Below are 22,125 nucleotides of genomic sequence, written 5' to 3' on the forward strand. Positions count from 1 at the left end.
ACACGTCACCACCGAACGGCGGACGACAGTGGCGTGATCGTTACGCCTTCGGCGTCGCGAGCCCTTCGATGATCGCCTCGGAGACCGCCTTCATCGTCGTGCGCCGGTCCATCGCGGTGCGCTGGATCCAGCGGAACGCCTCCGGCTCGGTCATGTTCTGCTTGGCCATCAGCAGGCCCTTGGCGCGGTCGATGAGCTTGCGGGTCTCCAGCCGCTCAGCGAGCGTGGCGACCTCGTCCTCGAGCGCGCGCTTCTCAGCGAACCGGGACACCGCCAGCTCGATCGCCGGCACCAGCTCGTGGCGGGCGAACGGCTTGACCAGGTACGCCATCGCGCCGGCGTCGCGAGCCTGCTCGATGAGGTCGCGCTGGCTGAACGCGGTGAGCATCACCACGGGCGCGATCCGCTCGTCGACGATCTGCTTCGCGGCCGTGATGCCGTCGACCTTCGGCATCTTCACGTCCATGATGACCAGGTCCGGCCGCAGCTTGCGGGCCTGTTCGACGGCCTGCTCGCCGTCGGCGGCCTCACCCGCGACGACGTAGCCCTCCTCGCTGAGCATCTCGGCCAGATCGAGCCGGATCAGAGCCTCGTCCTCGACCACGAGAACACGCAGGCCGGCGGCCGGTCGGGCGCCGTCCTCCAGGGTGTTCTCGCCGGAAACCTGCTGCTGGGTCACCGAATCCACTCCTCGCGCGCGTCCCTACTCCTGAAGGATTCAGAATAGTCGCGCGGGGAGACCACCGACTGTGATCTCGGACGGGCGCAGTATGCTGTGATCGCGATCGGCCCCCGTAGCCCAATTGGCAGAGGCGACGGATTCAAGTCCCGTGAAGTGTGCGTTCGAGTCGCACCGGGGGCACAGCTTCACCAGCGCCTGCGGCGCCACGCGATCAGGTGCCGCACGGCGCGTCCGCGCGCTCGATCGACGGCTCGGCGGCAGGATGTCCGCGTGAGGCTCTCGCTGCGGATCGTGACCGTCCTGCTGGCGGCCGCCGGCGTGCTCGCGGCCTGTGGCGGCCCGGACCCGGCGCCGACCGGCTCCGCCCCCAGCGCCTCCCCCGCCGCGGACCAGCCGCTGCCGACCGCGCCGCTGACCCCTGACCCGGCGACCGGCCACCTCATGCTCTGGCCGTTCGCGGACGTGGCCGCGGCGCAGGCGTGGCAGCAGGCGCACCGCGACGGCGGCAGCCAGCCGTGGCACCTGGACGCGGAGGCCACCGCGCTCGGGTTCGCCCAGGGCTACCTCGGCTTCGCCGAGATCGACCAGGTCACGAGCACGGAGGGCGGCGACGCCGAGGCGTGGATCGGCGTCGGCTACACCTCACCGGACAGCGGGCGGCAGGTGACCGTCGCCGTGCTGCACCTGGTGCGCGTCGGCACCGGCGAGGACGCCCCGTGGGAGGTCGTCGGCAGCCGGGACGAGTACCTGACCGTCGAGACCCCGGCGTACGGGGCGGCCGCGACCTGGCCGATGACGGTCGGCGGCATGATCACGGGCGTCGACGAGAGCCTGCACGTGCGGGTGCTGAGCCCCGCGGGACCGGTCGGCGAGTTCTGCTGCGCGCCCGCGGGCGGGGAGAAGTCGCCGTGGCAGGTCACGGTGCCCCGCCAGGCCGAGCGCGGGGGCGATCTCACCGTCGTGGTGTGGACCGGCGGGCACGTCGCCGACGTGGAGCGCTTCGCGATCACCGGGGTGCGCGGCTGAGCGTCAGGAGGAGCCGCCCGCCCTGGCCCTAGGCTGGAGGCCGTGCGGGACCGGGACGCTGCAGGCCGAGCACGCAACGCCCGCCCCCGGGACGCCGCCGGACGGCCGCTGCCCCGGGGCGCGCAGGGGGTCGCGCGCGTGCCCGACGACCTCGTGCTGCCCCCGGACGCCACCGTCGACGAGGCCCAGCGCCTGATCGACGAGGGCCTGCCGTTCCCCGCCCACGACGTGCTGGAGGCCGCTTGGAAGGCCGCGCCCGAGCCGGAGCGGCCGCTGTGGCGCGCGCTGGCGCAGCTCGCCGTCGGCCTCACCCACATCCAGCGCGGCAACACCCGCGGCGCCGCCGCCCTGCTCGCCCGGGCCGGGGACGGGCTGGCGCGCTGGGTCGGTCCGCCCGTCGCGGGCGTCGACGCCGCGGGGCTCGCGCACTGGGCGGACGAGCTGGCCGCGCGGATCGAGCGGGAGGGCCTGGCGGGCCTCCCCGACCGGCTGCGGCCGCGGCTGCGCGGGGGATGATCGCGTCGAGGTCTCGTGTCATCGCCGTTCGCACCGTTCGAAGCGGTCGATCGACAGAACCCGCGATCTCGGCATGATCGCCCTGCCGGCTGCCGGCAACTCGCTCGACCGGCGCAGCCGAGATCGCCAGGATGGCCGCATGCCCGGTCTGCCGCCTGTGCTCTCCGACGGCGTGGTGACCCTGCGCGCCCACCGCGCCGACGACGTGCCCGACCTCGTGCGCACGGCGCAGGACCCGCTGTTCCGGCGCTACACGCGAGTGCCCGTGCCCTACACCGAACGGCACGCCGAGGACTACCTCGACCACGTGCGCACGGCGATGCTCGTGGGCCGGGGCGTGCACTGGGCGGTCGAGGCGCGGATCGGCGGACGGGCCCGGTTCTGCGGGTCCATCGACGTGCGGCTGAACCCGCCGCCGGAGGTCGGGTACGGGCTGTCGCCCTGGGCGCGCGGGCGCGGGCTGATGTCGCGGGCGCTGCGACTGGCCGCTCGGTGGGCGTTCGACGAGCTGGAGCTGCCGATCCTGCACTGGTCCACGCACGCCGGGAACCTGGCGTCGTGGCGGGTGGCGCACGCGTGCGGGTTCTCGTTCCACGGAGTCCGGCCGCTGTCGCTGGTGCACCGCGGCGAGCTCGTCGACGGCTGGTTCGGCTCGCTGCGCCCCGAGACGCCCATGGCGCCGCAGACGCCGTGGTGGGAGATCCCCGTCATCGAGGGCGAGCGGGTGCGGCTGCGACCGCTCGCCGAGTCCGACGTGCCGCGGATCGCCGAGGCGTGCGCCGATCCGGTCACCCAGTTCTGGCTCGTGGCCCTGCCGGACCCGTACACCGAGGAGGACGCGCGGAAGTTCGTCGGCAACACCCACCTCAACGCGGCGCTCGGCACGGCCGTGTCGTGGGCGATCGCCGACCGGGAGGACGACCGGCTGCTGGCGAACGTCAGCGTCTTCGGGCTCGACGACGTCTTCCAGCCCGAGGGCGGCGAGATCGGCTACTGGGCCCACCCGGACGCACGCGGCCGCGGCGTGGTCCGCGAGGGCGCCGCGCTGGCGGTGGCGCACGCTTTCCGACCGCGTGGCGAAGGCGGCCTGGGCCGTGAACGGCTCCAGCTCGGCGCGTCGGTCGACAACGCCGGCAGCCGCGCGATCGCCGAGCGGCTCGGGTTCCGGTTCCTCGGCGTCCACCGCCGCGACGGCTACGTCGGCCGCGGGGAGGCGCGCCGGTTCGACGACGGGGCCTGGTACGAGCTGCTGCGCACGCCGTGACCCGCGTGAACCGACGTCGCCGTGCCGTGCTCGACAGGGCAGTCCGATCACGGTAGCGTCCCCGACGGGGTGCTCTCAGCGCAGCGCCGCCGCCGCCGCGGCGATCTCCGCGGGGTCACCGGGGCGCGGCCGCCACGGCAGCACCAGGCCGTCGCCCGGGTAGCGCGGCACGACGTGCACGTGGAAGTGGAACACCGTCTGCCAGGCCGCGGGCCGGCAGGCGTTGACCAGGTTCACCCCGGCCGCACCGAGGCCGTCCCGGGCCCGTGCAGCCAGCCGCTGCGCCGCCACCGCACACGCGGCGAGATCGTCCGGGTCGATCGAGTACAGGTCCTCGGCGTGCGTCTTCGGCACCACGAGCGCGTGCCCGCGGGTGCCCGGGTTGATGTCCATGAACGCGAGCGTGCGCTCGTCCTCGTCGACGATCGTCGCTGGAGCCCGTCCGCCGACGATGCGGCAGAACACGCAGTCCGACTCCGTGCCCGATCCCGTGCTTGGTTCCGTGCCCGAATCCATGCCAGCAGCTTGTCAGCCGCCCGGCGGCCGCTCAGCGGGGCAGGCGCCGCCACAGGGCCCGCGGCGCGTGCTTCGCCACCGCGAAGATCAGCCGCAGCACCCCGGGCACCCACACCTCGTCGCGGCCCTTCCGCAGCGCCGCGACGGTGGCGTCGGCGACCTGGCTGGGCGTGGAGGAGAACGGCGCAGGCGTCATCCCCGCGGTCATCCGGCCGATCACGAAGCCGGGCCGGACCAGCAGCAACCGCACGCCGGACCCGTGCAGGGCGTCGGCCAGCCCACTGGCGAGCCCGTCCAGGCCGGCCTTCGCCGAGCCGTAGACGTAGTTGGCGCGGCGCACCCGCGCCCCGGCCACCGACGAGTACACCACCAGGTCCCCACCGCCCTGGGCGCGCATGATCCGGGCGAGGTGGGTGAGCACGGCGACGTGCGCCACGTAGTCGGTGTGCACGATCGCGACGGCGTGGTCGGCGTCGCGTTCCGCACGCGCCTGGTCGCCCAGGATCCCGAAGGCCACGATCACCGTGTCGAGCCGGCCGAACCGGCCCACGAGACCGTCCAGGAACGGCCGCTGCGCGGCGAGGTCGTCGGCGTCGAACTCAGCGCGGTGCACGTCGGCCGCGCCGGCCGCCCGCACCGCCGCCTCCTCCGCGTCGAGGTCGTGGGAGCGGCGCGCGGCCAGCACCACCGTCGCGCCCTTCGCCAGCCGGGTCGCGACCGCGACCCCGATCTCGCTCCGCCCGCCCAGTACCACCACGGTCCGCGTCACCGGCCCAGCCTCTCAGGCCGCCGCCACTGGTCGGGTGGGTACCCGGCCGGGTGCGCTGACCTGCGAGACTGGGCAGATGCACGCCGCCGTCCTCGGCTCCCCCGTCGGCCACTCGCTCTCGCCCGTGCTGCACACCGCCGCCTACCGGGCGCTCGGCCTCGACGACTGGGTCTACACCGCCCACGAGTGCACCGAGGACCAGCTGGCCGCGTTCGTCGACGGGCTCGACGAGAGGTGGGCGGGCCTGTCGCTCACGATGCCGCTCAAGCGGGTGGCCCTCGAGGTCGCCACCGACGCCTCACCGCTCGCCGCCGCCGTCGGGGCGGCCAACACGCTGGTGTTCGACGGGCGTCGCTACGCCGACAACACCGACGTGCACGGCATCGTCGGCGCGCTCGGCGCGGTGTCCGGCCGCGCCGTGGTGCTCGGCGCAGGCGGTACGGCGCAGGCGGCGCTCGCCGCGCTGCAGCAGCTCGGCATCGAGCAGGTCGACGTCCTGGTCCGCGACCTCTCCCGAACCACCGAGCTGCGCGCCACCGCCGAACGGCTCGGCGTCGCGCCCGAGATCCACGCGGCGCTCGCCGACCCGGCGCGGTTCGTGGACGGCGCCGACGTCGTGATCTCCACCCTGCCCGCCGGGGCCGCCGACCACATCGGCTGCCGCGGCGCCGGCACCGTCCTGGACGTCGTCTACGCACCGTGGCCGACGAAGTTCGCCCAGCAGGCGACCGGCGCGCGGGTGGTCAGCGGACTGGAGATGCTGCTGCACCAGGCCGTGGAGCAGGTGCGGCTGATGACCGGCAAACCGGGCCCGGTGGAGGCCATGCGCGCGGCGCTGGATGCCGCTGTGGCCGCGCGGCGCTGAGGTGAACTCGGCACACACCGACCGGCCCTCGCCGAACGGTTCGGGCGGGCAGAGTGCTCTCCGTCGATCGGGTGCTCTCAGTCGATCAGGTGCGCCGCGCGCAGGGCTGCGCGAACCTCCTCGTAGTGCAGCTCGTCCAGCGGGACGAGCGGCAGCCGGATGCCCGGCTCGATCAGCCCCAGCTCGGCGAGCGCCCACTTCACCGGGATCGGGTTCGGCTCGACGAACAGCGCACGGTGCAGGCTCGCGAGATCGGAGTCGATCGCGGCGGCCTCCTCGGCGTTGCCGCTGGTCGCCGCCTTGCACATGCGGGCCATGGCCTCGGGCGCCACGTTCGCGGTGACGGAGATGTCACCGTGGAACCCGGCGAGCATGCTGGCGCGGGCGGTGGCGTCGTCGCCGGAGTAGAGGGCGAAGTCGGGCAGGTTCAGCGCCACGAGGTCGCGCACCCGGTCGAGATCACCCTTGGCCTCCTTGATGCCGATGATGTTGGGGATCTCGGCCAACCGCTCGACCGTGGTCGGCAGCATGTCGCATGCGGTGCGGCCGGGCACGTTGTAGAGGATCTGCGGGATGTCGACGGCCTCCGCGACGGCCTTGAAGTGTCGGAAGAGGCCCTCCTGCGGGGGCTTGTTGTAGTACGGGGTGACGAGCAGCGCCGCGTCGGCGCCTGCGTCGGCGGCCGCCTCGGTGAGGTGGATCGCCTCGGTGGTGGAGTTGGCGCCGGTGCCCGCGATGACGGGGACCCGCCCGGCCACCACGTCGATGGTGCGGCGGATGACCTCGGTGTGCTCCTCCACGGACAGCGTGGCCGACTCACCGGTGGTGCCGACCGAGACGATGGCCGAGGTCCCGGCGAGGACCTGCCGCTCGACGAGGCGCTCCAGCGCGTCGAAGTCGATGCTCCCGTCGACGTGCATCGGGGTGACGAGCGCGACCAGGCTGCCGGTCACGATGCCCTCGATCATGGTGTCTCCCACGGTGTCTCGCGTGCGCCTTGCTGCGACGATAACCCGCCCGCGGTACCGCCGACCGGGCGGTGCACCGACACGGCGTAGTGCCCTCCGCTGTACGGTGCACGGTCCCACGTCGCGTAGCGCTCGGTGAGCTGCAGCCCGGCGTCGGCGCACCATCCGTCGTAGTCGTCGAGGCTCGGCCAGCCGGGCCGCAGGGCGAACCCGGCGACGAGCCGGCCGCCCGGCGCGAGGTGGCGGGCGCAGCGGGAGACGGCGGCGGCCCGGTCCGCCGCGGCCACGTAGGGGACGACGTTGCCGGCCAGCACGACCACGTCGAACCGCTCCGGCCGGTCCAGCTCAGCCAGCGAGGCGTGCACCCAGGTCAGCTCGGGCGCCCGCTCGCGGGCCACCGCGATCATGTCCGGGTCGGAGTCGACGCCGAGCACGGCGACGCCGCGGCGGGCCAGCTCGATCGCGACCCGGCCGGTGCCGCAGCCGCCGTCGAGCACCGAGGCCGGGCCGTACGAACAGACGAAGTCGGCCTCGCCGTGCGGGTTCTCACCGCGCTCGGCCATGGCCCGCCAGCGGTCGTCGTAGCGCTCGGGATCGAAGGCGCCGCGCCACGCCGTCCAGTCTTCGGGGAGGGTCACCGCGACACGGTGCCACGCCGCAGCCGTGCCCCGGCGTCCCTCCCCACCCACCGGCTGGTCGACGGCCGCCTCGTGCCCGCCGTGCACGACCGCGGCGATCTCCCGCTTGAGCACGTTGAACTCGGGCGCCGCGACGTCCCGTGCGGACAGGTCGACCGGGACGATCCGCTCGACGTGCCCCGGCACCGCGTGGGCCGCGCCGCCCGACATCACCACCACCCGGTCGGCCAGGAACACGGCCTGCTCGATTCTGTGGGTCACGAAGACGACGGTGGTCCCGGTCTCTCGGTGGATGCGGGCCGACTCGGCCTGCATGGTGGTGCGGGTGAGCGCGTCGAGGGCGCCGAACGGCTCGTCCATGAGCAGGACCGCCGGGTCGTTCGCCAGCACCCGCGCGATGGCGACGCGCTGCTGCATGCCGCCGGACAGCTGCTTCGGGTACTTGCCGGCGAACCGTTCCAGTCCCACGGCGGCGACCCAGCGCTCGGCGATCCGGCGGGCCTCCGCCCGTACGCACCCGCCCGGCGGGGCCCGCAGGCGACGTGCTCCCGGACGCTGCGCCAGGGGAAGCGCCCGTCGTCCTGGAACACCACTCCGCGCTGCGGACTCGGTTCAGCCACGACCTGCCCGTCGACGTGACCGTGCCCTCGGTCGGGTGCTCGAACCCGGCGATGATGCGCAGCAGCGTCGACTTCCCGCAGCCGCTCGCCCCGACGAGGGCGACGAACTCGCCCGACGGGATGGACAGGTCGACACCGGCCAGCGCGCCGACGGCGCCGTTCGCGGTGGTGCAGGTCTTGCCCAGCCCGGAGATCTCGATGTCCCCGGCGGGCCGACTCGCGCGCGTGACCGGACGGTCCGATGGGGACGGCTACGGGTGATCTGCGCGTGACACCGGCCCGTCGGCGAGCCAGCGCGCGGCCAGCTCGGTGACCTCAGCCGCGGCTCGCTCGCTCAGGTGGATGTGGTCGACGAAGAGCTCCAGGCCGTTGCCGCGGGCCACCTCGTCCCAACTGCGGCCGAGCAGGTAGTGCTCGGCCCCGGCCCGCAACGCCAGGGCGAAGGAGAACGCGAACGCCGGCCGCTCCCCCGTCAGCTGCGCGGCCAGCCGCTCGTGCACGGGGAGGTGGTCGGCGCCCGACCGCGCGGCGATCTCCGCGATCACGGCGTTGTACGCGGCGAGGCGGTGGTTGACGTCGGAGTCGAGGTCCTCCCCGAGCGGCGGCAGCGACATCAGCGCGATCCGTGCGCCGGTCGCCGACGAGATCCGCTCGACGACGGCTGCGAGGTTGTCCCGGTACTGGTCGAGGGGTACTTCGTCGCGGACGTCGTTGGTGCCGATCAGCAGGAGCACGGCGTCCGGCAGGCAGGCCACCACGTCGGTGTCGACCCGGGTGAGCAGCCCGGCGGAGCGGTCGCCGTTGACGCCCGCGTTCACGATCGTGTGACCGGGGAACCGGGGCCGCAGCGCGTCCACCCAGCTCGCGCCGAGGGTGCCGCGGGTGAGGCTGGCCCCGGCGGCGACGATCACGGGCCGTGTGGGGGCGGCTCCCTCAGCGCAGACCTGAGTGGGCGGATCGACGGGAGCGCGCAGGAAGGTGAGGTAGCCGACGCCGGCGCCGGTCCCGAGCACGGCGACGAGCAGCAGGCTGAGGGCGAGGGCGATCCGCCTGCCGGCGAGGAGCCGGGACATCGTCAGTACCCCAGCGCGATCGAATGACCGATCGCGGCGCGGTCGGCGAGCGCGACGAGGATCGCGCGCGCGAGATCGGCCCGGGCGATCGTGAAGCCGCCGCGCACGTTCCGGTCGATCGCGGTGCGGTAGGGACGGGAGCGGCCGTCGGTGAGCCTGGGCGGGCGCATGATCGTCCAGTCCAGGCCGCTGTCCTGCACGATCCGGTCGGTCCGGGCGAAGTCGGCGAACGAGCCGCGCAGGTAGCGCCGCAGCAGCGGCTTGACCACGGCCCGGGTGACCGGCCCGTCCCCCTCGTCGACGACGTGCCCGCTCGCGGTGACGACGACCAGCCGCCGGGTGCCCGCGGCGTGCATCGCTGCGACGATCGCGCGGGCCCCGGAGCTGCACACGGTGGTCTCCTCGCGGGAGCGGGGGCCGAGGGCGGACACGACGGCGTCTGCTCCCTTGACGGCCGGGGTGATCGCGTCCGGGTCCATGACGTCGGCGGTGACGACGTCGAGCGCCGGATGCTGCTCGATCAGCCCGGCCGCGTTGCGGACGACCGCCGTGACCTGGTGACCGGCGTCGAGCGCCTGCCGCACGACCTGCCGCCCGGTGCCGCCGGTCGCGCCGAAGACGGTGATGCGCATGTGGCCTCCCGATCGGGGCTAGTGAACACTAACCCCACGATGGGCTAGTGTTCACTAACCTGTCAAGCGCGGAAGGAGACCGGCTGGTGAGCACGCGGGAGCGGATCCTCGACGCGGCCGAGCGGATCCTGCGCACCCGGGGTGTGGTGCAGGCCACGACCAAGGAGATCGCGCAGCAGACGGGGGTCTCGGAGCCGACGCTGTACAAGTACTTCGCGGACAAGGAGCGGCTGCTCCTCGCGGTCCTGCAGGAACGCCTCCCCTCCCCGGCCCGCGTCGCCGCCCGCCCCGGGGAGGGTGACGTCGTGGCGAACCTCGTCGAGCTCACCCACGCGATGCTGGACTTCTACCAGCGCTCGTTCCCCATGCTCGGCGCCCTGCTCGCGGACCCGCAGCGCATGGCAGCGCACCGGGAGGCGATGCGCGGGCTCGGCGCCGGCCCGGAGAAGGCGCTGGAGCCGTTCGCCGCGTACCTGCGGGCCGAGCAGGAGCGCGGCCGCATCGCCGCCGACGCCGATCCGGACGCGTGCGCGGCGCTGCTGGTGGGCGCGTGCTTCCAGCAGGCGTTCCTGCGGCTGTACGCGCAGGGGCCCGCGGCGACGGCGGCCCCGCGCTCGCAGGCCGAGGCACTGGTGCGTGCGCTGGCCGGGGCATTCGTGAGGTGACAGGAGCGCTGTGGACGCGATCCACCTCGGCCCGGCCGCGTAGCCCGGACTGCCCTACCGCGCCCGGTCGAGCACCACCGGAGGACGACCACGACGCGCGAGCCGCGATCCGGCGACGAAGGAGCCGAGCGCACACAACACCGCGGCTCCCGGCAACGGTCAACCTGCTGCTCCGCTCCCCCGGGCACGGAACACCGCCGCCCGTTCCCGGGTTGGAACAGCCGTGCAGATCGAGATCTGGTCCGACGTCGTGTGTCCCTGGTGCGCCATCGGGCGCGCCCGCTTCAACAAGGCCCTGGCCGCCTTCGAGCACCGGGACGAGGTGCAGGTGCGCTGGCGCAGCTTCGAGCTCGATCCGCAGGCCCCGCGCGAACCCGACGGCGTCGACCTGGTCGACCACCTCGCCACCAAGTACGGGATCCCCCGCGAGCAGGCGCTCGCCATGAACCAGCGGGTCACCGAGTCGGCCGCGGCGGAGGGCCTGGAGTTCCGCCTGGACCGGGCGCAGCGCGGCGCCACGTTCGACGCCCACCGCGTGCTGCACCTAGCCGCCGACCGCGGCGTGCAGGACGCGGTGAAGGACCGGTTCTTCCGGGCCTACTTCACCGAGGGCGCCCGCATCTCCGATCCGGACGTCCTCGCCGAGCTGGCCGCCGAGGCCGGGCTGGACGCCGCTGAGGTGCGCGAGGTCCTCGCCGGCGACCGGTACGCGGCCCAGGTGCGCGCCGACCAGGCGCAGGCCCGCGCCTACGGCATCACGGGCGTGCCGTTCTTCGTGCTCGACCGCCGCTACGGGATCAGCGGCGCACAGCCCGTCGAGCTCCTCGCCTCGGCGCTGCAGCAGGCGTGGGCCGAGCACCGGCCGGTGCTGCAGCCCACCCCGGCGGCCGGGGACGCCTGCGCCGACGGCAGCTGCGCGGTCTGAGCTCCGCGGGTGGACGCTCAGGAGCTCCGGCCGACCCGCTCGGCCAGCCACCGCGGGTCGCCGTCGCCGTGCAGGGCGACGACGGCGGCCAGCTGCCACACCATCGACGGCAGGAAGTCAGGGCCGAGGCCTTCGCGGTAGCGGATGATCTGCGCCGCGGAGTCCTCGTCGACCAGCGGACCGGACGTGTAGCGGGCGCGCAGGGCGCAGCGCTTGCCCAGCTCCTGCTCGATCCACGTCAGCACCGCCTCCACCAGGTCACCGCCGACCTCGTCCCGCGCGGCGGACAGCCACCGGACCAGGATCAGGGTCACCATCAGCTCGGTGGCCCGCTGCTCGTCGGTGAAGCCGCCGGAGAACGCCGACAGGTAGCGCCGACCCGGCTCCGGGGACCGCTCGGAGAGCGTGTGCGTCACCGCGTCCAGGATCAGCTCGGAGATGCGCTCGGCGATCGCGTCCTCGGCCGGACCCGGCGCCTTGACCCTGCTCTTCGTCACCACGTGCACACCGCTCCCTGTGCGGCCGACCCGACCAGCCGCGCGTACTTCCCGAGCACCCCGGTCCGCAGCTCGGGTTGCCGCGGCTGCCAGGCCTCCCGACGGCGGGCGAGCTCGTCCTCGTCGACCAGCAGATCCAGGGTGCGTGCCTGCATGTCGAGCACGATCCTGTCACCGTCGCGCACGAACGCGATCGGGCCACCGTCCACCGCCTCCGGCGCGACGTGGCCCACGCACAGGCCGGTGGTGGCGCCGGAGAACCGGCCGTCGGTGAGCAGCAGGACGTCCTTGCCCAGGCCGGCCCCCTTGATCGCCGCGGTGACGGCGAGCATCTCCCGCATGCCCGGGCCGCCCTTGGGGCCCTCGTAGCGGATGACGACGACGTCGCCGGGCTGCAGGTCCCCGACCGCGTCCATGGCGTCCTGCTCGCCGTCGAACACCCGTGCGGTGCCCTCGAACCGGGCGGAGTCGAACCCGGCGCTCTTCACCACCGCGCCGTCGGGGGCGAGCGAACCGCGCAGGATCGTGATCCCGCCCGTCGGGTGGATCGGGTCGTCCAGCGCCCGGATGATCTGCCCGTCCAGGTCGGGCGGATCGATCGCGGCCAGGTTCTCAGCGACGGTGGCGCCGGTGCAGGTCAGCGCGTCGCCGTGCAGCAGCCCGGCGTCGAGCAGCGCCTTCATCACCACGGGTACGCCGCCGACCTTGTCCACCGTCGACATGACGTGCGCCCCGAACGGCTTCACGTCGGCCAGGTGCGGCACCCGGTCGCCGATCCGGTTGAAGTCGTCCAGCTCCAGCGGCACGCCCGCCTCCCACGCGATCGCGAGCAGGTGCAGCACCGCGTTCGTCGAGCCGCCGAACGCCATGACCACCGCTATCGCGTTCTCGAACGCCTCCCGGGTGAGGATCTGCCGGGCCGTGATGCCCTGTTCGATCAGCTGGACCACGGCCTCGCCGGAGGCGCGGGCGAAACCGTCGCGGCGCCGGTCCACCGCGGGCGGGCTGGCCGAGCCGGGCAGCGCCATGCCGAGCGCCTCGGCCGCGCTCGCCATCGTGTTGGCCGTGTACATCCCGCCGCAGGCGCCCTCGCCGGGGCAGATGGCCCGCTCGATCGCCGCGACCTCGTCCTCACCGATCAGCCCGCGCCTGCACGCCCCGACGGCCTCGAACGCGTCGGCGATCGTGACCTCCCGGTCGCCGACGTGGCCGGGCATGATCGAGCCCGCGTAGAGGAACACCGCGGCCAGGTCCAGCCGGGCGGCGGCCATCAGCATGCCGGGCAGGCTCTTGTCGCACCCGGCGGGCAGCACGGTGCCGTCGAGCCGCTCGGCCTGCACGACGGTCTCCACCGAGTCCGCGATGATCTCCCGGCTGACCAGGGACCAGTGCATCCCGACGTGCCCCATCGAGATGCCGTCGGAGACGGAGATCGTGCCGAACTCCATGGGGAACCCACCGGCCGCGTGCACCCCCTCCTTCGCCGCGAGGCCGAGCCGCTGCAGCGACAGGTTGCACGGGGTGATCTCGTTCCAGCTCGACGCGATCCCGATCTGCGGCTTCGCGAAGTCCTCGTCGCGCATCCCGACGGCGCGCAGCATGCCGCGGGCACCCGCCCGCTCCAGCCCGTCGGTGACGTCCCTGCTGCGTGGTTTCCGGTCAGGTCGGTGCTCGGTCATGACGCTCCCGTGGTGGTGGTCCGCTCAGCGTGGCGCAGCGACCGGCTGAGCGCGAGCACCACGATGCCGGACAGCACCATGAAGAACGCGACGGCGAGCATCCCGGTCTGGAACGCGCCGGTCAGGTCCCGCAGCCAGCCGGTGAGGTAGGGCCCGGCGAACCCGGACAGGTTGCCGAACGAGTTGATCAGCGCGATGCCGGCGGCAGCGCCGACTCCGGTGAGGAACCGGGGCGGGATCTGCCAGATCACCGGGATCGCCGCGAACACCCCGCACGCGGTGACGGTGACCGCGGCCATCACCAGGAACGGCGAGTTCAGCAGCAGCGCCACCGCGATCGCGGCCGCCCCGACGAACGCCGGCAGCGCGACGTGCCAGTGCCGTTCCCCCGTCGCGTCCGAGTGCCGCGACCACAGCACCATCACCACCGACGCGACCGCGTACGGGATGGCGGTGACCAGTCCCTCCTGGACCAGCGACAGGTCGGTGCCGAACTGCTCGGCGAACCCGGCGATCACCTGCGGCAGGAAGAACCCGAGGACGTACAGGCCGAACACGATGCCGAAGTAGACGACCGCCAAGGCCAGCACCCGCCCGTCGGTGAGCGCGGCGCGCAGCCCGGTGGTGTGCGGCACCTGCGCCTCGTCCTCGGCGGCGATGCGGGCCTCCAGCGCCGCGGCCTCGGCCGGGTCCAGCCACCGCGCCTTCGACGGCCGGTCGGGCAGCAGGAACAGCAGGGCGACGCCGAGCAGCACCGTCGGGATGCCCTCGACGAAGAACATGAACCGCCACCCCGCTTCGAAGCCGAGGGCACCGTCGCCGTACTGGATGAGCAGCGTCGAGATCGGTGCCCCGATCACCGACGACAGCGGCACGGCCAGGAAGAACAGCGCCACGACCTTCGCCCGCACCACCCGCGGGAACCAGTAGGTCAGGTACAGGATGATGCCGGGGAAGAACCCGGCCTCGGCGAAGCCGAGCACGAACCGCACGATGTAGAACCCGAGCGGGCCGGTCACGAACGCCGTCGCCGACGCCACCAGCCCCCAGGTGATCATGATCCGGGCGATCCAGAGCCGCGCCCCGACCTTGTGCAGGATGACGTTGCTCGGCACCTCGAAGAAGAAGTAGCCGATGAAGAACAACCCCGCCCCGAGCCCGTACGCGGTCGCGGACAGGCCCAGGTCGGGGTTCATCGTCGTCGCCGCGAACCCGACGTTGACGCGGTCGACGTAGTTCAGCAGATAGCACAGGCCGAGCAGCGGCAGGAGCCGCCACATGGCCCGGCGGACGGTCCGGTCCCCCCGCATCGGTGCAGCGTCCATCCGGCGACCCTACGGCCGCGCCAAGATCGCGTCGAACCGGACCGCCGTGGGTCAGGTGCGGGCGTACCCGCGGTCGCGCCGGATGTTGGCGCGCCGCCCCTTCAGCGTGGTGCTGCCCCGCAGCCGGCGCAGCACCTCGTCGGCGGCGTGCTCGGGGATCTCCACCAGCGCGTGCCGCTCGTGGATCTGGATCGCGCCGATGTCGCGGCCGGACAGGTTCGACTCGTTCGCCAGCGCGCCGACGATGTCCTGCGGACGCACCCCGCTCGCCCGGCCGGCGCTGACGAACAGCCGGGTGATCCCGGCCTTCGGCGGCCGGTTGGCGGCGCCGCGGCCGCGGGAGTCGCGGTCGTGGCGGTCCCGACCACGGCCCGGCTTCGGCGGGGTGACGACCGGGATGTCCTCGGCGTCGTCCGGCGCGCCGGTGGCCTCCTGCAGCAGCGCCACGGCGGCCGTGGCCACGTCGAGCAGGTCGTGGTCGGCGGCCAGCTCGGACAGCATCTCGCGGATGCCCGCCAGCTCCGGGTCCTGGGACACATCGGTGCTGAGCTCGTCGGCACTGAGTCTGTCGGCAGTGAGCTCGTCGGCGCTGAGCTTGTCGGCGCTGAGCTTGTCGGCGATGGCCTGCCGGGTGCGCACCAGCCGAGCGGCCCGCAGCTCCGCTGCGGTCGGCACCGGGGCGACCGTGATCGGCTGCCCGGTGAGCCGCTCGACGGCCCGCAGCGCGTGCATCTTCGACGGCGGCACGAGCGTGATCGCCACGCCCTCGCGGCCGGCCCGGCCGACCCGCCCGATGCGGTGCACGTACGCCTCCGCCGTCTGGGGGACGTCGTGGTTGACCACGTGCGTGAGCAGGTCGATGTCGAGCCCGCGGGCGGCGACGTCGGTGGCGACGAGCAGCTCGGTGCGGCCGGTGCGCAGCCGCTCCACCACGCGCGTGCGGTGCTCCTGGTCCATGCCGCCGTGCAGCGCCTCCGCGCGCAGCCCGCGCGCGGTCAGGGTCTCGGTGACCGCGTCGACGTCGGCCCGGGTGCGGCAGAACACGATCGCCGCCTTCGGCCGCTCCGCCTCCAGCACGCGGCCGAGCGCGGCCGTGGTGTGCGAGCGGGACACCAGGTAGGCGGTCTGGCGCACCTTCGGCGTCTCGCCCTCGGCCGGCTCCGGCCGGCGGATGCGCACGGTGACCGGGTCGTGCAGGTACTTCTGCGCCAGCGCCTCGATCCGCCGCGGCATGGTGGCCGAGAACAGCACCGCCTGTCGGGTCGGCGGGGTCTGGTCGAGCAGGGTCTCGATGTCCTCGACGAAGCCCATGTCGAGCATCTCGTCGGCCTCGTCGAGCACGACGACGGCGAGCCCGTCCAGCCGCAGCGCGCCGCGGTGGGCCAGGTCGATGGCGCGACCGGGGGTGGCGACGACGACGTCGACGCCCTGCTGCAGCGCCTTCCACTGCGGCCCGACGGGCGCGCCGCCGTACACGGTCGCGACGCGGGCGCCGCGGCCGTCGTAGAGGCCGGCACCGTAGCGGGTGACGGCCTCGGCGACCTGCAGCGCCAGCTCCCGGGTCGGGGCCAGCACCATGCCGAACGGGGCGTCGCCGCGGGACTGCTCGGGGCGCTCCTCGGCGAGCCGGGTGAGCATCGGCAGCGCGAACGCGGCGGTCTTCCCGGTGCCGGTGGCGGCCTGCCCGAGCAGGTCCCGCCCCGCGACCAGCGGCGCGATCGACTCGGCCTGGATCGGGCTCGGCCGGTCGTAGCCGAGCTCGGCCACGGCGGCGACCAGCTCGGCGGGGAGGGGGAGATCGGCGAACGTCGGGGGGTGTCCGGCCGTCGTCTCCGGGTTCTCAGTGGTCTCGGGGGTCCCCGTGGTCGGGGCGGGGGACGTGCTCGGTCGTTCGGTTTCGAGCGAAGGCTCGGAGAGGATCACCAATGGTTCTTTCAGTCGCAGCGAACGGGCACGCCGTGCAGGCGCCCCGCGGATCATCGAGCCCGCGGGCCCTCTGCACGACTGCTGCCCGGCCTTTGCGGTCTCCTGAGTGGTGTCAACGCACCACCGCCCGTCCATCATCCCAGACGGCGCGGGAACCCGGCGCACCGGCCCGTCACATCGCGTCACCGCCCCACCGGCCGCCGCAACCGCGGCCCGCCGCCTGACATGCTGGGGGCATGCGGCTGGTCATGTGGGACGTCGACGGCACCCTGCTGCACGATCGCGGGCGCTGCTACTCCGCGTACGTGTCGGCGTTCACCGCGTTCACCGGCCACGAGTTCCGTGCGCAGGTGAACGCGGGCGGCCGCACCGACCGGTGGATCACCGCGCAGGTGTTCGCACAGCACGGCATCGAGGCGCGGGACGGGTTCGACGAGTTCTTCGCCCGCTACGCCGCCGCGGTCGCCGCGCTGCCGCCCGGCCCCGGCCCGGCGCAGGCGCTGCCCGGCGTGGCGGAGGTGCTGGCCGAGCTGCACGCCCGTCCGCACGTGGTGCAGACCCTCGTCACCGGCAACATCGCGCCGGTGGCGGCGGAGAAGGTGCGCAACGTCGGGCTGGTGCACTACCTCGACACCAGCATCGGCGGTTACGGGGAGCACCACGAGGAGCGCGCCGAGCTGGTCCGCACCGCCCGGGCCCGCGCGGAGGCGGTGCACGGCCCGGTCGCCGACTCCGACGTGCTCGTCGTCGGCGACACCGAGCACGACGTGCGGGCCGCGCTGGACTGCGGGGTCGTGGCCGTCGGCGTGGCCACCGGGCGGACGAGCGCAGCGGAGCTGGCCGCCGCGGGGGCCCACCACGTACTGGCGGACCTGACCGACACCGCGACCGCGCTGGCCGTGCTCGCCGGGGTCCCCGCCCCCGCCCGGGCGGAGCGCTGACGCTCAGGCCGGGTAGGGCTGACCCGAGCGGTCGACCTTGATCGGGATCGGCACGACCCGGCTCGGCTCGGCGGCCGGGAAGGCGCGGCAGTCGATCGTGTCGCCGGGCTCGTTCACGATCACGGTCTGCCCGGCCTGCCCGCACTCGGCGACGATCGTCCGCCCCCACGGCCTCGGTGAGCGCTGCCCCGATGATGCGGGTGATGTCGGCGGCCCGGAGCACGCGGGTGTGCGCGACCGACACCTCCCCGAGGCCGTCGACCTGGGTGAGCGGGTAGGTGATCGGCTGGTTCTGCAGCTTCGCCGAGCAGGTGAGAGTGCCGTTGCGGTCGAAGTGGACATCGGGATGGGGCACTGCACGTCGGTGGGCTCGACGCCCAGCTCGGTGCGGGTGCGGCGATGATCTGCGCGGCCACGTCTGCCGGGTCGAGCGTGGGCCGCTCCTGGACGACGGTGAACGGCGGTGCCGGTGTCGTCGGTCCGGGTCACCGTGCAGGTGATCTGCCGGCCGACCACGGTGGCGGTGCAGGTGAACGTGCCGCCCTGCTCCTGCACGACGTCGTCGGGGCAGCGCGGGTCGGTGGCGACCAGCTCGTCGGTGCGCTCGGTGGCCGCGACGATCTCGGCCTGCGGCAGCGCCGGATCGACGTAGCGGGGCAGCAGCCACGCCCCGACGCCCGCCCCGGCGAGCAGGAGCGCACCCGCCACGACCAACGCGACGAGGCGGCCCCGCCGAGGTGCAGGCCCGGGTTGCGCCACCGGCGGGACCGGTCCCGTGGGCCGAACCCCGGCAGGGAACGCGGCGGCGCCGGCGCCTGCGGCACACGGATCACCTCGGTGGCGTCCGTGCGCACCGACGACCGCAGGAGCTCCGTCCCCCGTCCTCCCCCGCCGGCTTCCTCAGCACGTCCGTCGCCCCGCGGTCCGCGCCCGGGGCCGTCGCGGGAACGTCGGGGCGGTGCTGGACCACCGTCGGATCGGCGGCCGACGGGCTGTGCACCCTCGGCCGACGGCTCGGGCTCGGCGGGCTGGGCGGGACGGTCGCCGGTCATGGAGTCCTCCGGGACCTGAGCGGAGGAACCGACCCGGACGGGTGGCCGCCTGGACGGATCTGGATCTCTCGTCGGGGATGCTGCCACCCGTCCGACGGGACCCCTCCCGCCGAACGGCGCAGTGGCGGTTCGGTGCAGGTTCGCTGCTCGTTCAGCGCTTGTTCAGTGCCTGCCCAGTGCCTGCCCAGTGCCTGCCCAGTGCCTGCCCAGTGCCGGGTCAGGACCAGCTGCTCAGTCCTTGGCGAGCCCGGCCCGGCGCAGCGCGTCGGCCATCGCGCTGTTCACCAGACCACCGCCGGAGCCGCCGCGGCGCTGGTCCTGCCCGCGACGGGCGCGCTGGTCCCGCCCGCCCTGCTGATCGCGGCCGCGCCGGCCGCCGTCGCCGTCGCGCCGGTTCCGCGGGCCCTTCGCGGTGCCCGGCTGGTCGTCGAGCCGCAGCGTGAGCGAGATGCGCTTGCGAGCCTCGTCGACCTCCAGGACCTTCACCCGGACGATGTCGCCGGACTTCACGACCTCGCGCGGATCGGACACGTACGAGTCCGACATCGCCGAGACGTGCACGAGCCCGTCCTGGTGGACGCCGATGTCGACGAACGCACCGAACGCCGCCACGTTCGTGACCTGGCCCTCCAGCAGCATGCCCGGGCGCAGGTCGGAGATCGTGTGCACGCCCTCGGCGAAGCTCGCGGTGCGGAACGCCGGGCGCGGGTCGCGGCCGGGCTTCTCCAGCTCGGCGAGGATGTCGGTGACGGTGGGCAGCCCGAAGCGGTCGTCGACGAAGTCCTGCGGCTTGAGCGACTTCAGCTTGCGGGTGTTGCCGATCAGGTCGTGGATGTCGGTCTTGGCCGCCTCCAGGATCCGGCGGACCACCGGGTAGGCCTCCGGGTGCACGCCGGACACGTCGAGCGGGTCGTCGCCACCTCGGATGCGCAGGAAGCCCGCGCACTGCTCGAACGCCTTCGGGCCCAGCCGCGGCACGTCGTTCAGCGCCATGCGGGTGCGGAACGGGCCGTTGGCGTCGCGGTGGGCGACGATCGCGGCGGCGAGGCTCTCCGAGATGCCGGAGACGCGGCGCAGCAGCGGTACCGACGCCGTGTTGAGGTCCACACCGACGGCGTTCACGCAGTCCTCCACGACCGCGTCGAGCGACTTCGACAGCGCCGCCTCCGGCAGGTCGTGCTGGTACTGCCCCACCCCGATCGACTTCGGGTCGATCTTGACCAGCTCGGCGAGCGGGTCCTGCAGCCGACGCGCGATCGACACCGCGCCGCGCAGCGACACGTCCAGGTCCGGCAGCTCCGCCGACGCGTACGCGGACGCGGAGTACACCGATGCGCCCGCCTCGCTGACCACCACCGGGATCAGCTTCAGCGCGGGGTTGCGGGCGGCCAGTTCGCGGGCCAGCTTGTCGGTCTCCCGCGACGCGGTGCCGTTGCCGATCGCGATCAGCTCGACGTCGTGCTCGATGCACAGCTTGGTCAACGTGGCCAGCGCCTGCTCCCACTGGCGGCGCGGCTCGTGCGGGTAGACGGTGTCGGTGGCGACCACCTTGCCGGTGGCGTCGACGACGGCGACCTTCACGCCGGTGCGCAGACCCGGGTCGAGGCCCATCGTGGGCCGGCTGCCGGCCGGGGCGGCGAGCAGGAGGTCGCGCAGGTTCGCCGCGAACACCGCGATCGCGCCCTCCTCGGCGACCGTGCGCAGCCGCACCCGGATGTCGACCGACAGGCGGGTGAGGATGCGGGTGCGCCACGCCCAGCGCACGACGTCGCGCAGCCACTTGTCGGCCGGGCGACCCTGGTCGCTGATGCCGAAGGTCTCCGCGATCGTGGCCTCGTAGTCGGTGAACTCCCCCGGCTCCACCGGCTCGGTGGTCGGCTCCAGGGTGACGTCGAGCACCTCCTCCTTCTCCCCGCGGAACGCGGCGAGGATGCGGTGGCTCGGCAGCTTGGTGAACGGCTCGCTGAAGTCGAAGTAGTCGGCGAACTTCGCGCCCTCGACCTCCTTGCCCTCGCGGACCTTCGTGACCAGCCGGCCCCGCGTCCACATGCGCTCGCGCAGCCCGCCGATCAGGTCGGCGTCCTCGGCGAAGCGCTCCACGAGGATCGCCCGCGCCCCCTCCAGCGCGGCGGCCGCGTCGGGCACCTGGCCCTCACCGGTGCCGGTGACGTACGCGGCGGCCGTCTCCTGCGGGTCCATCGTCGGGTCGGCGAGCAGCGCGTCGGCCAGCGGCTCCAGGCCCTGCTCGCGCGCGATCATCGCCTTGGTGCGCCGCTTCGGCTTGAACGGCAGGTAGATGTCCTCGAGCCGAGCCTTCGACTCCGCGGCGAGGATCCGCTCCTCCAACTCAGGGTCGAGCTTGCCCTGGCGGCGGATCTCCTCCAGGATCACGGTGCGCCGCTCCTCGAGCTCCCGCAGGTAGCCCAGCCGCTCCTCCAGGGTGCGCAGCTGCGCGTCGTCGAGGGAGCCGGTGGCCTCCTTGCGGTACCGGGCGATGAACGGCACCGTTGCCCCGCCGTCCAGCAGCTCGACGGCGGCCGCGACCTGGTGGTCGCGCACGCCGAGCTCATCGGCGATGCGTTCGATGACCCCGTTGCGGCCGGGCTTGACGCGGGAGGCGGGAGGCGTCGTCGTGCTCGTCACCCCCCTATCGTGGCGGGTGGGACCGACACAACCGGTGACCACCCGCCGCGCGGTGGACCGGACGGGCTCGCTAACATCCCGGGCCCGCCGTGCGCCGGGTCACGACCCGATCATGCGTTCCAGCAGCGCGACGGCCGCCTGCTGCTTGCTCCCGATGGGCCCGCCCGCGCCGAAGACCTCGACCTCGATCAGCCGTTCCCCGTCGACCGCGATCGCGGCGCTGCGCTGCTGGCCGCCGTAGGCCTGGCCGCGTTCACCCACCGGGATCGGGGTGACGGTGGCGCCCTGGGTGGCGGCGTCGCTCTCGAACGACCTGATTTGCTCGTCAGCGGCGACGGCAACCGCGATCGTGATCTGCACGTCGATCCCGCCGGTGCGGTCGTCGGCCAGGTACGAGCAGCTGGAGAGCACGCCGAGCGACACCCCGGCGGCCAGCGACACCTTCGAGGTGACGATCCCCGACACCTCCTCGGCGGGCGGGCAGTCGGCCGCGCCGATGCCTCCCGCGACGTCATCCGCAGCGCCGAGGAATCGGCTAAAGCCCCAGACCGCGAACCCGATTCCAGCCAGCACAACCGCGGCGACGACGATCGCCGCGATCAGGCAGCCGCGCCCCGACTTCTGCTGCGGCGGACCGGGCGGCGGGCCGTACTGCTGCTGGGAGCCGTACTGCTGGGGTCCCTGCTGCTGAGGCGGATACGGCGCGCCGTAGGGCTGCTGCTGGGGGTAGGGCTGCTGGGGGTACGGCTGCTGCCCCGGGTATCCCTGACCGGCGGGCGGCTGCGGCGGGTACCACCGCCCGTCCGGGGCCTGCCACCATCCCGGGCCCTGCGGCTGCTGGGACATCGCGCTCCTTGCTCCTGTGCGGGCCGCATTCTCGCTGTTCGCCCGCGCCCGGGGTGC

21 protein-coding genes, 1 tRNA gene and 1 pseudogene are annotated in these 22,125 nt (G+C 73.8%); 8 read left to right on the plus strand and 15 right to left on the minus strand.

Going from position 1 to position 22,125, the window contains the following annotated elements:
• Positions 1 to 40 precede the first annotated feature (40 nt).
• Positions 41 to 646 carry an ANTAR domain-containing response regulator gene (locus BUE41_RS25555; protein WP_234997588.1) on the minus strand — a complete coding sequence of 202 codons (606 nt, stop codon included), beginning with the start codon at positions 644 to 646 and terminating at the stop codon, positions 41 to 43.
• A 142-nt stretch (positions 647 to 788) separates the two neighbouring features.
• Here BUE41_RS25555 and BUE41_RS25560 point away from each other — a divergent pair.
• The 4 genes from BUE41_RS25560 (at position 789) to BUE41_RS25575 (ending at position 3,488) form a co-directional block, all read left to right on the plus strand.
• Positions 789 to 862 (plus strand) — tRNA-Leu (locus BUE41_RS25560).
• 90 nt (positions 863 to 952) lie between these two features.
• Positions 953 to 1,708: a hypothetical protein gene (locus BUE41_RS25565; RefSeq protein ID WP_073459881.1), complete on the plus strand. Its 756-nt coding sequence runs from the start codon at positions 953 to 955 to the stop codon at positions 1,706 to 1,708.
• Between the two features lie 138 nt (positions 1,709 to 1,846).
• Positions 1,847 to 2,224, plus strand: a complete 378-nt coding sequence (locus tag BUE41_RS25570) for a DUF309 domain-containing protein (RefSeq protein ID WP_327194786.1) — start codon at positions 1,847 to 1,849, stop codon at positions 2,222 to 2,224.
• A gap of 139 nt (positions 2,225 to 2,363) precedes the next feature.
• Positions 2,364 to 3,488 (plus strand): GNAT family N-acetyltransferase, encoded by a 1,125-nt coding sequence (locus BUE41_RS25575; RefSeq protein ID WP_159444965.1) that lies wholly within the window; start codon positions 2,364 to 2,366, stop codon positions 3,486 to 3,488.
• Between the two features lie 75 nt (positions 3,489 to 3,563).
• Here the strand turns inward: BUE41_RS25575 and BUE41_RS25580 are convergent, their stop codons facing one another.
• A complete protein-coding gene (locus BUE41_RS25580) occupies positions 3,564 to 4,004 on the minus strand; it encodes an HIT family protein (protein ID WP_073459884.1) in 441 nt (146 codons plus the stop codon).
• A gap of 31 nt (positions 4,005 to 4,035) precedes the next feature.
• A complete protein-coding gene (locus BUE41_RS25585) occupies positions 4,036 to 4,773 on the minus strand; it encodes a decaprenylphospho-beta-D-erythro-pentofuranosid-2-ulose 2-reductase (RefSeq protein WP_143172354.1) in 738 nt (245 codons plus the stop codon).
• 76 nt (positions 4,774 to 4,849) lie between these two features.
• Here BUE41_RS25585 and BUE41_RS25590 point away from each other — a divergent pair, with 76 nt between their 5' ends.
• Positions 4,850 to 5,638, plus strand: coding sequence for a shikimate dehydrogenase (locus BUE41_RS25590; RefSeq protein ID WP_073459885.1), 789 nt, complete (start codon positions 4,850 to 4,852; stop codon positions 5,636 to 5,638).
• A 77-nt stretch (positions 5,639 to 5,715) separates the two neighbouring features.
• Here the strand turns inward: BUE41_RS25590 and dapA are convergent, their stop codons facing one another.
• The 5 genes and pseudogenes from dapA to BUE41_RS25615 form a co-directional block, all read right to left on the minus strand.
• Positions 5,716 to 6,606 (minus strand): 4-hydroxy-tetrahydrodipicolinate synthase, encoded by an 891-nt coding sequence (gene dapA, locus BUE41_RS25595; RefSeq protein WP_073459886.1) that lies wholly within the window; start codon positions 6,604 to 6,606, stop codon positions 5,716 to 5,718.
• A complete protein-coding gene (locus tag BUE41_RS32735) occupies positions 6,603 to 7,712 on the minus strand; it encodes a methyltransferase domain-containing protein (RefSeq protein ID WP_073459887.1) in 1,110 nt (369 codons plus the stop codon). The genes dapA and BUE41_RS32735 overlap by 4 nt, the downstream gene beginning before the upstream one ends.
• Before the next feature lie 202 nt (positions 7,713 to 7,914).
• Positions 7,915 to 8,064, minus strand: a pseudogene (locus BUE41_RS32550) (ATP-binding cassette domain-containing protein); the annotation flags it as partial.
• A gap of 51 nt (positions 8,065 to 8,115) precedes the next feature.
• Positions 8,116 to 8,937: an SGNH/GDSL hydrolase family protein gene (locus tag BUE41_RS25610; protein ID WP_084755829.1), complete on the minus strand. Its 822-nt coding sequence runs from the start codon at positions 8,935 to 8,937 to the stop codon at positions 8,116 to 8,118.
• A gap of 2 nt (positions 8,938 to 8,939) precedes the next feature.
• Positions 8,940 to 9,569: an NAD(P)-dependent oxidoreductase gene (locus tag BUE41_RS25615; RefSeq protein WP_073459888.1), complete on the minus strand. Its 630-nt coding sequence runs from the start codon at positions 9,567 to 9,569 to the stop codon at positions 8,940 to 8,942.
• 86 nt (positions 9,570 to 9,655) lie between these two features.
• On the opposite strand from BUE41_RS25615, the gene BUE41_RS25620 reads away from it, so the two are divergent.
• Both BUE41_RS25620 and BUE41_RS25625 read left to right on the plus strand, forming a co-directional pair.
• The gene (locus BUE41_RS25620; protein WP_084755831.1) at positions 9,656 to 10,234 is read left to right on the plus strand and encodes a TetR/AcrR family transcriptional regulator; all 579 of its coding nucleotides are present in this window, start codon (positions 9,656 to 9,658) and stop codon (positions 10,232 to 10,234) included.
• 223 nt (positions 10,235 to 10,457) lie between these two features.
• The gene (locus tag BUE41_RS25625) at positions 10,458 to 11,159 is read left to right on the plus strand and encodes a DsbA family oxidoreductase (RefSeq protein WP_073459890.1); all 702 of its coding nucleotides are present in this window, start codon (positions 10,458 to 10,460) and stop codon (positions 11,157 to 11,159) included.
• Between the two features lie 17 nt (positions 11,160 to 11,176).
• Here BUE41_RS25625 and BUE41_RS25630 read toward each other — a convergent pair whose 3' ends face one another.
• The 4 genes from BUE41_RS25630 to BUE41_RS25645 are packed head-to-tail and all read right to left on the minus strand — an operon-like array spanning position 11,177 to position 16,583.
• Positions 11,177 to 11,656: a hypothetical protein gene (locus tag BUE41_RS25630; protein WP_143172355.1), complete on the minus strand. Its 480-nt coding sequence runs from the start codon at positions 11,654 to 11,656 to the stop codon at positions 11,177 to 11,179.
• The gene (gene ilvD / locus BUE41_RS25635) at positions 11,653 to 13,335 is read right to left on the minus strand and encodes a dihydroxy-acid dehydratase (RefSeq protein ID WP_073459892.1); all 1,683 of its coding nucleotides are present in this window, start codon (positions 13,333 to 13,335) and stop codon (positions 11,653 to 11,655) included. Before ilvD ends, BUE41_RS25630 begins: the two co-directional genes overlap by 4 nt.
• Positions 13,332 to 14,660, minus strand: coding sequence for an MFS transporter (locus BUE41_RS25640; protein ID WP_073459893.1), 1,329 nt, complete (start codon positions 14,658 to 14,660; stop codon positions 13,332 to 13,334). The genes ilvD and BUE41_RS25640 overlap by 4 nt, the downstream gene beginning before the upstream one ends.
• Positions 14,661 to 14,711: 51 nt before the next feature.
• Entirely contained in the window at positions 14,712 to 16,583 is a 1,872-nt protein-coding gene (locus BUE41_RS25645) for a DEAD/DEAH box helicase (RefSeq protein WP_234997579.1), read from the minus strand.
• Between the two features lie 239 nt (positions 16,584 to 16,822).
• Between BUE41_RS25645 and BUE41_RS25650 the strand changes: the two genes are divergently transcribed.
• Positions 16,823 to 17,527, plus strand: a complete 705-nt coding sequence (locus tag BUE41_RS25650; protein ID WP_200804109.1) for an HAD family hydrolase — start codon at positions 16,823 to 16,825, stop codon at positions 17,525 to 17,527.
• 3 nt (positions 17,528 to 17,530) lie between these two features.
• Here the strand turns inward: BUE41_RS25650 and BUE41_RS25655 are convergent, their stop codons facing one another.
• The 3 genes from BUE41_RS25655 to BUE41_RS25665 form a co-directional block, all read right to left on the minus strand.
• Positions 17,531 to 18,235, minus strand: coding sequence for a DUF4333 domain-containing protein (locus BUE41_RS25655; RefSeq protein WP_073459894.1), 705 nt, complete (start codon positions 18,233 to 18,235; stop codon positions 17,531 to 17,533).
• A gap of 575 nt (positions 18,236 to 18,810) precedes the next feature.
• Complete coding sequence (locus BUE41_RS25660) at positions 18,811 to 21,222, minus strand: Tex family protein (protein ID WP_073459895.1); 2,412 nt, start codon at positions 21,220 to 21,222, stop codon at positions 18,811 to 18,813.
• Positions 21,223 to 21,321: 99 nt separating this feature from the next.
• Positions 21,322 to 22,068, minus strand: coding sequence for a hypothetical protein (locus tag BUE41_RS25665; protein WP_073459896.1), 747 nt, complete (start codon positions 22,066 to 22,068; stop codon positions 21,322 to 21,324).
• Positions 22,069 to 22,125: the final 57 nt, after the last annotated feature.

The organism is Pseudonocardia thermophila (assembly GCF_900142365.1).
GTDB classification, from domain to species: Bacteria; Actinomycetota; Actinomycetes; order Mycobacteriales; family Pseudonocardiaceae; genus Pseudonocardia; species Pseudonocardia thermophila.